The following is a 12,642-nucleotide window of genomic DNA, read 5'->3' as shown; positions in this document are numbered from 1 at the left end:
ACTTTGAGTTGAATTTGTCCCTCAATGGAGAATGAAATCAACATGACTTACGCGCCTGTAACAGACGTACTTGGCGGCAAGCTAGCGGTAGACAGTGAAGTAACTGTTCGCGGCTGGATCCGTTCACGTCGTGATTCCAAAGCTGGAATCTCTTTCCTTGCCATTTATGACGGCTCTTGTTTCGACCCGATTCAGGCCGTGGTTCCTAATAATCTTAATAATTACGAAGACGAAGTATTAAAGCTAACTACTGGCTGCTCTGTTGAAGTAACAGGTAAGATTGTTGAGTCTCCTGCGAAAGGTCAAGACTTCGAACTAGCAGCAACTGACGTTAAAGTTGTAGGCTGGGTGGAAGACGCTGACACTTACCCAATGGCTAAGACACGTCACTCTATCGAATACCTTCGTGAAGTTGCTCACCTACGCCCACGTACTAACGTGATCGGCGCAGTAGCACGTGTACGTAACTGTCTATCTCAAGCGATTCACCGTTTCTACCACGAGCAAGGTTTCTTCTGGACTTCAGCTCCGCTTATCACTGCATCTGATGCAGAAGGCGCTGGTGAAATGTTCCGCGTATCTACGCTAGACATGGAAAACCTACCTCGCACTGACGAAGGCAAAGTTGACTTCAACGAAGATTTCTTCGGTAAAGAAACTTTCCTAACAGTATCTGGCCAACTTAATGCTGAAGCTTACGCTTGTGCACTAAGCAAGGTTTACACGTTCGGTCCTACGTTCCGTGCTGAAAACTCAAACACAAGCCGCCACCTAGCTGAGTTCTGGATGGTTGAGCCTGAAGTTGCGTTTGCAGACCTTGACGATGTAGCGAAACTGGCTGAAGACATGCTTAAGTACGTTTTCGCTGCTGTTCTTGAAGAGCGCCGCGATGACCTTGAGTTCTTCGCTTCTCGCATCGACAAGCAAGCAATCACTCGTCTAGAGCAATTCGTAGACGCTGATTTCGCACAAGTTGACTACACTGACGCAATCCAAATCCTACTAGACTCTGGTAAGAAATTTGAATTTGACGTTGAGTGGGGCATCGACATGTCTTCAGAGCATGAGCGTTACCTAGCTGAAGAGCACTTCAAAGCACCTGTTATCGTTAAGAACTACCCGAAAGACATCAAAGCTTTCTACATGCGCTTAAACGACGACGGCAAAACAGTTGCAGCAATGGACGTACTTGCACCAGGCATCGGTGAAATCATCGGTGGTGCACAACGTGAAGAGCGTCTAGACATTCTAGACGAGCGCATGATTGCTATGGGTATCGACCCTGAGCACATGAGCTGGTACCGCGACCTACGTAAATACGGCACAGTGCCTCACGCTGGCTTCGGTCTTGGCTTTGAGCGTCTAGTATCTTACGTAACAGGTATGGGCAACGTTCGTGACGTTATCCCGTTCCCACGTACACCACGCTCTGCAAACTTCTAATTCGAACCTTAGTCGAATTTAAAAGTTAAGAACAAATAAAAACCTCCGCATTTGCGGAGGTTTTTTTATATTCGGAATAAAACGAGACGACGGATACTTCCGCTTACCACCAGCTGAGAGTCGTTATTCAGAGGCTAATCGACATCTTGGTCGATAGCGTATTTTATCGCGAGACCGCAGATTGCCATCATAACGAATGGGATTGCGGCAGTGGTGTATTCTGCCCAAGCCATATCAGCGAATGCTTTTGCCAGTAATACGTGGCCGAGGATTAACAGAAGTGCACACACAATAGCAACGATGATCAGCTTAACTTCGTTACCCATAGTCATTTTCAACATAACGGTATCTCCAATATTTGGTCTATCGTTATTGAACCACAACTATCTTGTCAATTAGGCGTACAGTTACGCCGGAAACAATCCGTACAGTTGCAATCATTGTCTTTTTTATGAGTGACTTAAGGTTTTACGAACAACTTCGACTTTTGCTCTCTCACAGTTAAACGAGATAAGCCGTTAGAGAATCTGTTTTAAGAGTGCATCAGTTGATGCGCGAGCTTGCCAAGTAGGATCAGCGCTTGCTCTTTCTCTGCAGTGAGTTCATAAGAGAAATTCAACCGAATCGCGTTGTCTACTCTGCCCTGCTCACTAAACAAATCGCCAGATGCGACACTAATACCTTGATCAATCGCGAGTTGATGGAATTGTTGGCTATCGAAGTGAGGAGAGAAACGTATCCACACGAAGTAACCGCCCGCAGGCTCTTCAATCTCGATAGATTGGGGGAAGTATTGCTTGATAGCGCTAATAAACTTTTCTTTTCTAACCAAGAGATTTTTACGCAATTTACGAAGGTGATTATCGTAGCTTTCATGAGTGAGAAAGTGTGCGACCCCAAGCTGAACCGGCGCACTGCTCGATAAGGTAGAAAGAAGCTGAAGCTTTTGAATGGCATCATTAAAACGAGAACTCACTACCCAACCAACACGATAACCAGGGCATAAGCTCTTAGAGTAAGAGCCGCATAGCAACACTGAGTCTGTCTTATCAAATGCTTTTAACGGTTTAGGTTTATACCCTTCGAAATAGAGGTCGCCGTAAACATCATCTTCGATAATATAAGTTTTGTATTGTTCAGCAACCTCTACCACGCGGCGCTTCGCTTCTTCAGACAAACTTGTTCCAGTCGGGTTCTGAAAAGTCGTCATCAGCCAACACGCTTTCACGTCTTGGTTTTTTAGGGCATTTTCAAACTGTTCAATATTCAATCCATTGATTGGGCAAACATCGACTTCAATCGGGTTAAGCCCTAGCCTCTCTACCGCCTGTAACGCGCCATAGAATGCAGGAGACTCAATCACAACGTAGTCACCTGGCTTGGTTACAGTTTGAAGGCTCAAGTTAAGCGCTTCCATTGCACCAGACGTAATCACGATGTCTTGATGATTTACCGTAATACCTTGCTGCAAATAGCGCTGTGCGATTTGTCTTCTAAGTGACTCACTACCCGGAGGAAGATTATTGATAACACTGACACCGGTCATTTTTCGTCCGGCACTCGCGAGATTTCGAGTTAAAGTCGGTAAAGGGAACAAATCTGGGTCTGGAAAGGCAGAGCCAAAAGGGATCACGCCTTCAGCCGAGCTGGATTTTAAGAAATCGAACAAACGATCATTAATTGCTTTCTTTTCTCGAACTGGTGCTAATTGATGCTCAACCCCATCGACTTTAGGCGCAACAAAATACCCCGATTGAGGCTTAGCGATGATCCACCCTTCGCTTTCTAGCAATTGATAAGCTTGTAGAACAGTACTATTACTGACGTTGTAATTGCGACAACTCATGCGTACCGAAGGGATCTTCTCGCCTGAACGCCACGTGTTGTTAGCGATCTGAGTTCGAATATCCTTTGCAAGCTCTTCATAACGCGCCATCTAATTGTACTACCTAGAGAAATTCTAATAAGCCGGAGATTTTATCACTAACGTTAACAACTATTGCTGCTATCCATATGAATGAGCCTAATTTCTATAATAGTGTGAATCAGTTCACAGATAACTTTGTAAGCTTTGCTAAGTTTGTAACCAAGGCGGGAGCCAAGTTCGTTCTACGCCTCTATAATTTGATGTAACCCAAAAAACATGCGAGATAACAATGAAAAAAATAGAAGCAGATCAGTTAAGTTACAAAGGAGAGTCAAACGGTGTTCATAGTTGGACAACACCGAGTGGCCAGCCATATTACTGGCACCCAGACTGGCTACACATTGCTGAAGATGCGACAGGTTCTCATCCAAAGCAAAAAATCGATGTAGATCAAGACCAAGCTCCAACCGAGAAACACGCGGTATCTGCTATCTTGAAGCACCTGAACCAATGGGCAGCAGACAAGCTTGCGTCTCACCCTGACATTGAAACCAGCTCTATTGAAGCTGAAATCAATTTGAAAAAGTAATTTGATTTAAAGTAAGTAGCGACCTCAATTACTCGCGACTTTGCTCAAATATATCGACTGAATAGCCTCGAACCTCATTGAGGCTATTCATGTATCTTCATAGTAACGCTGCAATAACCTCCATCCAGTTAACAAATCACTCACGCAATCCACTTTCTTGTATCAATCAACGAAAGCTATCGATAGAATTCTCGGTCTTATTCACATTAGCTATACATATAACTCGTAATTCCAAGCTCGTGAATCAATATCAGACTTACGTAAAACAAAAAGAGTTTCTTAAATCGGGCAAAAACCTGAGAAACCGGTGTGAATTACGTGAACCTAAAAAGAACTGAACCAAGGCTTATCGATGGATACTTCAAACTATAATCAATCGCTAACTACCCAGTTATACGTTGTCGCTGGCGTGCTTTTTGGCACCTACGGCAGTCGGGTATGCCCTATGCTCGAAACCCTAACAACTTTGGAAATTTTCACTCAAGTCAGTATCATTTTTGTCTTGGTTTGGCTAACTCGCCATTTCCTATTAGCGAAACACGCATTAGTTGAACAAGGTCGATTCGCACAGCTCGATACTTTGCTTTTTTTTACTGCGAGTGTCCCTTTCGCGCTCTACTACAACCTAAGCTACGACTTCACCATCGATAGCAATTTGAAAGTGCTGTTCGGCATGAGCTTATTTGGTTTCTTCACCGGAACCATTCTCCAATTGAACGCCAAGTTGACTCAAATGGATAAAATGGAAGCGTCTGGAGAGTTTGATTTTCAACTGATTGGCGAGCGAAGCTCTTTAGTTAAACAGATGATTGGTTTGGTCATCGTGCTTCTTATCACCCTGACCACAATGTTAACGATGGTTGCGGTCAAAGACATCTTCTGGCTAGAGAACAACCCAGAGCGACTATTGGATGGGTCTGGCAAGATCAGCGTGATCAAAGAGTTCATCTATTTGGCTGTAGTACTTGGCGGATACGCGATAACCATCATGGCGCTATGGAGCAGGCTCGTTAAGCGTATTCTCCTTAGCCAAGAGTGCGCATTAAATAAAGTGACCCTAGGTGAACCTGGCGTGCGTCTACCTATTTTCGGCTATAACGAGCTTGGCTCAATGGCATCAATGACCAACATCATGCTTGATAGCCTCGAAACAGCACAAAACGAAGTCAAAACTACCCGTGATGTTGCGATCGTAAGCTTGTCTGCGTTGGCAGAATCTCGAGACAATGAAACCGGTGCTCACATTCTGAGAACCCAAGAGTACGTTAAGGTGCTCGCACAAGAGCTCAGTAAGTCAGAAACTCACTCAAGCTTGTTAACACCAAACTACATCGAGTTGCTTTACAAATCTGCGCCTCTTCACGACGTGGGAAAAGTCGGTGTTCCTGACAGTGTCCTACTGAAACCGGGCAAATTGGCCGATGAAGAGTTTGAGATCATGAAAGGTCATCCAGCTATCGGTGCTGAAGCGTTGTCTATTGCAGAAAAACAGCTAGGAAGTAGCTCTTTCTTAAGAGTCGCAAAGGAAATATCTCTGACTCACCACGAGAAATGGAACGGCAGCGGTTATCCAAATCAGCTGTCTGGTGAAGATATTCCAATCTCGGGTCGTTTAATGGCTTTAGCGGATGTTTATGATGCATTGATTTCAAAACGTGTCTACAAGCCAGCCTTTACTCACGAGCAAGCCAAGCAAATCATTTTGGAAGGCAATGGTTCTCATTTTGATCCTCAAGTCGTGCAAGCTTTCTTAGCCGTTGAACAGCAGTTTGTTAAGATCGCTGCCACCTATAAAGATGGAAAAAATGTAGTGAGTGAACTTGAGCGAGAAAGCTTCATTACACAGCCTGCATAATCCTTTCAAAAAGCACTAACTTCTTACACCCTATAGGTTAATCCGTAGGGTGTTTTGTTATCAAATACCCTCTTTAGTCAATTAATCTGATTGAAATGGATTTTTTTTGTTCTTTCTGTTCACTTCGTATTGTCTTAAAAATTCCATACAGGTATAACTACCCATAGATACTATCCCCTCTCAATTGACATGGATGAAGATTATGTTTGAAAAAGTGTTAGCTGCTCCCGCCGATCCTATCCTCGGCCTTACTGAAGAGTTTAAAAAAGACTCTCGCGCAGAAAAAATCAACCTAGGTGTTGGTATTTACAAAAATGAAGATGGTCAAACGCCGGTTCTTAAAACAGTAAAGAAAGCAGAAGCTGCACTTCTTGAAAACGAAAAAACCAAATCTTACCTAACGATTGAAGGTACAGCTGAATACGGTCTAGCGGTTCAGAAGCTTCTTTTCGGTGCAGATGCAGAGATCGTAACATCTCAACGCGCTAAAACAGCACAAGCTCCTGGTGGTACAGGTGCCCTTCGTGTTGCGGGTGAATTTATCAAGCGTCAACTTGGCAATGTAAAAATCTGGATCAGTAACCCAACTTGGGCTAACCATAACGGCGTTTTCGCTGCTGCGGGTATCGAAACAGCTCAATACAGCTACTACAACGCTGAAACAAAAGACAAAGACTTCGCAGGCATGGTTGCTGACCTAGAGAAAGCTTCTGAAGGCGATATCGTTCTTCTTCACGGCTGCTGTCATAACCCAACAGGTATCGACCCAACAACTGAAGAGTGGGAAGTACTGGCTAAGCTAGTTGCTGAGAAGAAACTGCTACCTCTATTCGATTTTGCTTACCAAGGTTTTGCAAAAGGTGTTGAAGAAGACGCAGCTGGCCTACGTATCTTTGCTCAGTACAACAAAGAAATTCTAGTGGCGAGCTCGTTCTCTAAAAACTTCGGTCTGTACAACGAACGTGTAGGTGCATTCACTCTGGTTGCTGAATCAGCAGACGTTGCAACTACAGCATTCTCTCAAGTTAAGAGCATCATCCGCTCTATCTACTCTAACCCACCAGCGCACGGCAGTGCTGTCGTGACTCACATCCTTGGTGATGCTGATCTACGTGCTGAATGGGAAGCAGAAGTAGCAGAAATGCGCGATCGTATCCAAGAGATGCGTGAACTGTTTGTAACGACACTGAAATCTGAAGGTGTAGACGCTGACTTCACATTCATCGAGCGCCAAAACGGCATGTTCTCGTTCTCTGGTCTAAGCAAAGAGCAAGTAACTCGCCTAAAAGATGAATTCGCTATCTACATTGTTGGTTCTGGCCGTATCAGTGTTGCTGGTATGACTAAGTCAAACATGGGTCCTCTATGTAAAGGTCTTGCTGCGGTTCTTTAATCGTAAAGCGAAACCTGTATTTGTAAGCCTATAGATATGCAAAAGCCAGCGACTAAGCTGGCTTTTTTGTGTCTGTCTTTGACGTATTAGGTTTAACTAAGTTAGTACTCTAGGAAAAACTCTACACCTAGCTCGTTAGTGCGCTCACTGCGAATCTTACCTTCGCCATCTCTGTGCTGATAAGAGCCACCAATCGCAAACTTGTTGGTCACGAGATAACGTAAACCCACGTGGTAAATTTCTTCATCAAACAGGTCACTGCGGTTCACCTGAACACTGCCGTTAGCAATCCAACGTTTCGCAAAACCATAGTTGAGTTCGGCTTTGACCCCTTGAATAAACTCCGTGTCTGAAGATTCAGTTCGATTAGTGTCGTTGTCTTCAACTTCACCCTTAGTAACACCAAGCAGATAGTAAGCCACCACATCTAGATCTTTCTTAATGCTGTAGCGGTAACCAACACCCGGCATAAGCGTATCAATTCGAGTTGTGGTGTCATCTGGGTGGATGAAGCGTGCGCTATAGTCTCCTAGCAACAACCAATCATCCGTCATGGAGTAACTGACACCTAATCCATACGACGAAGCGTTATTATTACCACCAGCGTCTTCATTCAAACTGCCCGAATGAGCGGTGGCGTATATATGGTCATAATCAAGAATATCCACAACGTCAGTGGCAGCCCACAGACTTGGAGAAAACATAAAAACTGCAGATACCAAACTAAGCTTCCACTTCGACATTCCTATCATCCTTCAACTGTCACTCCATTAATTGAAAGGTTAGTCTATCCATAAGACTTTAAAAAGGTTTTAGCTCACAGATTGATTTGTGACGGCAAAATATTATCAAATGTTGTACCATGAAATCATACAAACTAATGGATGATCATTATGGATGCTGAGTTATTAGAGATTCAAAACTTTCTGGCACAATACCCCCCTTTCACTGAACTCCCTGAGGAGATGTTGGTGAAAGTGACCAGTAGCGTGGAAATTTCTTATTACCGCCAAGACACGCCTATCATTCACTTTGGTGACCAGATTAATGATCTTTACATTGTTCGAAGCGGCGAAGTAGAAGTCTATCGTCGTAAAGGTGAACTCTATAACCGTTTAGATGAAGGCCACTTGTTCGGCCAAATGGGACTACTCACCAACAACAAAGTTCGCTTCCCTGTTAAGGCAACAGAAGACACCCTGCTCTACTGTATCCCTGAGCCTATTTTCCAAGAACTTTATGACAACTATGATTCATTCGCTGACTTTGTCGAAGTAGAAGATAATGCGCGACTGCGTCAGGCTAACTTAGACAGCAACGACGCCAACGATTTAACGACATCCAAGGTTAAAACACTGCTCACCAGTGAAGCACCGATGATCGAGAAAACGCGTACGATTCAGCAAGCTGCCACCATGATGGCCGAAGATAACGTCTCTTCCCTACTGATTATCGACCCAGATATCGTTGAAGACGAAGAGGATGATTCGACACCCGTTATCGGTATTATTACCGATCGTGATTTATGTACACGTGTACTTGCTGAAGGTCTCGATCCATCGGATGAAGTCTCCAGCGTAATGACACCAGAGGTTATCTCACTCGACCATAATGCCTATGTATACGAAGCTATGATGACCATGCTTCGCTACAACGTGCATCACCTACCAGTGCTAAAAGATAAGAAGCCGATTGGTATTATCGAAGCGACCGATATCGTACGTTACGAATCTCAAAACTCGCTGTTATTGGTAAGCAGCATCTTCCAGCAACAAAGTATCGAAGACCTGAAAGTGCTTTCCGAACAAGTGAAAGACAGCTTTGTACGCTTGGTTAATGAAGATGCAAATGCCCACATGGTGGGTACTGCAATGTCGGTAATCGGACGCAGCTTTAAACAACGTATTATCGAACTAGGTGAAGAGAAACTCGGTAAAGCGCCAATCCCGTATTGTTTCCTTGCTCTTGGCTCTATGGGACGTGACGAACAGTTGCTGGTCACAGACCAAGATAACGCCATCATTCTTGATGACACCTACGATGAGAAAAAGCACGGCAAGTACTTTGAAGAACTTTCAAAGTTCATTTGTGACGGCTTAGACCAGTGTGGCTATGTTTACTGTACTGGTGACATCATGGCGACGAACCCTACTTGGCGTATGACACGTCGACAATGGGAAGAATGCTTTGCCGATTGGATTGATGATCCAAACCCGAAAGCACTGCTGAACGCCTCTATCTTCTTTGATTTAGATGGCGTGTATGGCCGCTTGAAATGGGCTGAGCAATTGAATAGCTTTATTGTTCGACGTGCCCGTAAGAACAATCGCTTCTTGGCGTGTCTTGCTCGTAACGCGCTCAACCGCACACCGCCTCTGGGTTTTTTCAAAGATTTCGTAATGGAGAAAGATGGCCGTCATAACAACTCGATCAACCTTAAACGTCGTGGCACTGCGCCACTCGCAGACTTGATTCGTGTTCACTCTTTAGCGGTAGCTTCTCGTTCGAAAAACTCATTTGAACGTTTGGACGATATTATCGATGCCGGTATTTTGCCTAAAGGCAGAGCGCAGGATTTGAAAGACGCCATGGAGTTCATCTCTTTGGTTCGTATTCGTCACCAAGCGCACGATGTTGATAACAATATCGAGCCTGATAACAACATTGAACCAGAGAACTTATCTGACTTCGAACGACGCAATCTAAAGGACGCATTCCAAATTTTAAGTAATGCGCAAAACTTCCTTAAGTTCCGTTATCAAGCTAGCAATAAGTTTAAGTAGGGCTTATGAACAAACTATTCAGATCACCTGCGGTCGATTGGCCATTTAAGTTTGCTCAGAAACTCGAACGCGCGCGAGACGACCGCTTAAAGCACTTTTATAGCCAACCTCTTCCTGCGCCTGATACGCCACTTTCAGAAGTGACCTTCTTGGCTGTCGACTTTGAAACCACGGGGTTAAACCCAAACAAAGACGGCATCATTACCATTGGTTTAGTGCCCTTTACACTCAATCGCATCTACTTGCGACAAGCCAAACACTGGACGCTAAGACCAAAACAGAAGCTGGAAGAAGAGTCTGTTGTGATTCATGGCATCACTCACAATGACATCATTGATGCGCCAGATCTTAGCGAAGTGCTAGGCGAGATCTTAGAGTCAATGGCAGGACATATCCCAGTGGTTCACTATCGTCGTATCGAACGCGATTTCTTGGACAATGCATTGAAAGTACGACTTGGTGAAGGGATTGAGTTTCCAGTCCTCGACACACTCGAGATTGAATCTCAGATCCAGAACAAACTGGCTGGCGGCTTGTGGAATAAGCTAAAAGGTAAGAAACCTGCTTCAGTGAGATTGGGGCAGAGTCGTCGTCGATATCACCTGCCCGACTACACGCCACACCACGCGCTAACCGATGCCATAGCGACAGCAGAGCTACTCCAAGCGCAGATCGCTCACCACTTTGACTCTGAGATGCCTTTGAAGAACTTCTGGCTCTAGTTGCCAATTAAGACTGACGTTAAACTGAACGTATAAACATAAAGCCCACTAACTTCCATTAGTGGGCTTTATTGCTTTTTGTCATCCAGGCTTATGATGCTGCTGTAGGACCAACTAAACGCATCTCCCAATCTTCGACTTCGCCGGTTTCAAGACGTCGCGCAACGAGTGCCCCCCAAGATTCGACTAACGGAAGGTCAGCCATCTGACTTAATTCTTCTCTATCAAGACTGCCCGTAAATACCGAGCCCATGATACGAGCGAGCGACCAATCTGGGTAAGGTCTTTCACACAGAATGATCTCGTCACCTGCGCCAATATCGCCTTCTTCCAAGACTCGGAAGTACCAGCCAGTTCGAAGTGTGTCTTGCAGTCTTCTTGCCATATCGTTTTGGTCGAATCGTACATTGAGCTTCCAACAAGGCATACGCCCCTGTGAGACTTCCAATAGAGTTGATCCAATACGCACCTTATCTTTCAAGCAAATGGATTGTTCTGTAATACCGCTTGAGCTTAGGTTCTCGCCAAATGCGCCTGCAGATTGGAAGATGTCTTTGTCACCCAGTTCTCGCTGCCAAACTGGGTAGTGCTCGCTCGGGTAGATATGAAGAGCTTTTTGAATACCGCCATGAAAGCGAGGATCACCTTGTTCATCATTGGTAAAACCCAGCTCTGTGGCGTGCTGGCGCTCCGACAAAACCTGCTTATCAATGGCACTGTTTGCACCGTGCGCAAAAGTAACGGTTTTGCCAGCCAATACGCTATTTACTACGCCTAACTTCTTCATATCTCTTCCTTCTTACCTGAAACTTATTTACTGTGTTATACAAGATAAAGCCAACTTATTGCTCGCCCAGTGATTCAAATACCGGAATCGCCGCCAGTACTTCCATGGTGTGTTCTGTGCTTTTTAAGTAACGTATTTCGCTGTCGGAAACCAATACATGACGCTGATAACCTTCAGTTTTCGGAAACTTAGTTAACACGGTTTCGAGCGATGCTTCGCACTTGTTTTGGTTAATACCTTCAATATCAACTTTGAATAGTAGTTGGTTTTCTTTCGATATTTCAACTTGATATCGCATACGTGTACCTTCATTACTTCATTCACTCTGCCGAGCATGATAGCCTAGCCCCGCCACGTCAGAATAGGGATATAAAGACAGTTAACCATGCCAACCCGCCAAATAGATTCTCACTCCGGAATCATCACCTCAAATGAGATGATGGTCGCTAATCCTAATTCACCAGCGTTAGTGAAGACCATTGATATGCCCAAGGGCTACGTCGATGCAATGCACAAACATACGTGGCATCAAGTGATCTTCCCACTCAAAGGCCTATTGCAAACGAAAACCGAGCACTACCAACATCTTGTGCCCCATACTTCTGCTTTGTTTGTGCCTGCAGGGATTCAACATGAATCTATCGCATTGAGCCATACGACGTTTGTCGGTATTTACCTTAATCCAGCCTTTGGCATTAAGTATGAACCTCAAGTTCGAACCATTACCCTGACGCCGTTTTTTAATGAGTTATTGCAGGAAATTCGCAGACAGTGCGAAGGATTAGTGAGTGATGAAGAGGTATCGCGATTGCTCTCGGTATTGCACGATCAGATCATGAAAGACAACGTTCAAACCTATCAATTGTTGCTACCCGAAGACCGACGATTAAAGCTTATCTTTGAAGCGCTGACAGAGGCACCAACGCTGGACTTTTCGTTGAAGGAATGGGGAGAGAAAGTCGGCGCATCAGAGCGAACCTTGTCGCGCTTATTCTCAAAAGAGTTCAACACGTCATTTCAGTTATGGCGACAACAAATCCGCCTGATTTACTCGTTATCTTTGCTCGATGAAGAGTTCTCAATCCAGAATATTGCTGATCAAGTCGGTTATCAAAACGACTCGTCTTACATTAAAGCTTTTAAGGCGTCTTTTGATGTAACGCCACAACAGTTTCGGTTTAATGGTCGAAGAAGGTAATTAGG

12 protein-coding genes are annotated in these 12,642 nt (G+C 44.6%); 7 read left to right on the top strand and 5 right to left on the bottom strand.

Features of this window, described 5'->3' with window-relative positions:
* Positions 1–42 precede the first annotated feature (42 nt).
* A complete protein-coding gene (gene asnS, locus AC3CKG_RS06165; protein ID WP_012604218.1) occupies positions 43–1,443 on the top strand; it encodes an asparagine--tRNA ligase in 1,401 nt (466 codons plus the stop codon).
* Between the two features lie 134 nt (positions 1,444–1,577).
* Here asnS and AC3CKG_RS06160 read toward each other — a convergent pair whose 3' ends face one another.
* Positions 1,578–1,784: a hypothetical protein gene (locus AC3CKG_RS06160; RefSeq protein WP_004734707.1), complete on the bottom strand. Its 207-nt coding sequence runs from the start codon at positions 1,782–1,784 to the stop codon at positions 1,578–1,580.
* Positions 1,785–1,975: 191 nt separating this feature from the next.
* Positions 1,976–3,379, bottom strand: coding sequence for an aminotransferase-like domain-containing protein (locus AC3CKG_RS06155; RefSeq protein ID WP_102278437.1), 1,404 nt, complete (start codon positions 3,377–3,379; stop codon positions 1,976–1,978).
* A gap of 220 nt (positions 3,380–3,599) precedes the next feature.
* On the opposite strand from AC3CKG_RS06155, the gene AC3CKG_RS06150 reads away from it, so the two are divergent.
* The 3 genes from AC3CKG_RS06150 (at position 3,600) to AC3CKG_RS06140 (ending at position 7,147) form a co-directional block, all read left to right on the top strand.
* The gene (locus AC3CKG_RS06150; RefSeq protein ID WP_017111655.1) at positions 3,600–3,899 is read left to right on the top strand and encodes a hypothetical protein; all 300 of its coding nucleotides are present in this window, start codon (positions 3,600–3,602) and stop codon (positions 3,897–3,899) included.
* 352 nt (positions 3,900–4,251) lie between these two features.
* Positions 4,252–5,754, top strand: coding sequence for an HD-GYP domain-containing protein (locus AC3CKG_RS06145; RefSeq protein WP_281052900.1), 1,503 nt, complete (start codon positions 4,252–4,254; stop codon positions 5,752–5,754).
* Between the two features lie 202 nt (positions 5,755–5,956).
* Complete coding sequence (locus AC3CKG_RS06140) at positions 5,957–7,147, top strand: amino acid aminotransferase (protein ID WP_488528997.1); 1,191 nt, start codon at positions 5,957–5,959, stop codon at positions 7,145–7,147.
* Positions 7,148–7,248: 101 nt separating this feature from the next.
* On the opposite strand, the gene AC3CKG_RS06135 is transcribed toward AC3CKG_RS06140, so the two are convergent.
* Positions 7,249–7,890, bottom strand: a complete 642-nt coding sequence (locus tag AC3CKG_RS06135; protein ID WP_102298877.1) for an outer membrane beta-barrel protein — start codon at positions 7,888–7,890, stop codon at positions 7,249–7,251.
* A 150-nt stretch (positions 7,891–8,040) separates the two neighbouring features.
* Here AC3CKG_RS06135 and AC3CKG_RS06130 point away from each other — a divergent pair, with 150 nt between their 5' ends.
* Positions 8,041–9,930: a DUF294 nucleotidyltransferase-like domain-containing protein gene (locus AC3CKG_RS06130; protein ID WP_102298875.1), complete on the top strand. Its 1,890-nt coding sequence runs from the start codon at positions 8,041–8,043 to the stop codon at positions 9,928–9,930.
* 5 nt (positions 9,931–9,935) lie between these two features.
* The gene (locus AC3CKG_RS06125; protein ID WP_017108213.1) at positions 9,936–10,652 is read left to right on the top strand and encodes a 3'-5' exonuclease; all 717 of its coding nucleotides are present in this window, start codon (positions 9,936–9,938) and stop codon (positions 10,650–10,652) included.
* A 91-nt stretch (positions 10,653–10,743) separates the two neighbouring features.
* Here the strand turns inward: AC3CKG_RS06125 and AC3CKG_RS06120 are convergent, their stop codons facing one another.
* Positions 10,744–11,439 carry an MOSC domain-containing protein gene (locus AC3CKG_RS06120; protein WP_281052899.1) on the bottom strand — a complete coding sequence of 232 codons (696 nt, stop codon included), beginning with the start codon at positions 11,437–11,439 and terminating at the stop codon, positions 10,744–10,746.
* 55 nt (positions 11,440–11,494) lie between these two features.
* The gene (locus AC3CKG_RS06115; RefSeq protein ID WP_488528996.1) at positions 11,495–11,737 is read right to left on the bottom strand and encodes a hypothetical protein; all 243 of its coding nucleotides are present in this window, start codon (positions 11,735–11,737) and stop codon (positions 11,495–11,497) included.
* Positions 11,738–11,824: 87 nt separating this feature from the next.
* On the opposite strand from AC3CKG_RS06115, the gene AC3CKG_RS06110 reads away from it, so the two are divergent.
* Positions 11,825–12,637 (top strand): AraC family transcriptional regulator, encoded by an 813-nt coding sequence (locus AC3CKG_RS06110; RefSeq protein WP_488528995.1) that lies wholly within the window; start codon positions 11,825–11,827, stop codon positions 12,635–12,637.
* Positions 12,638–12,642 lie beyond the last annotated feature (5 nt).

The organism is Vibrio sp. QJM3NY_15, assembly GCF_057785995.1.
This window is presented reverse-complemented; position numbering and strand designations above follow the sequence as displayed.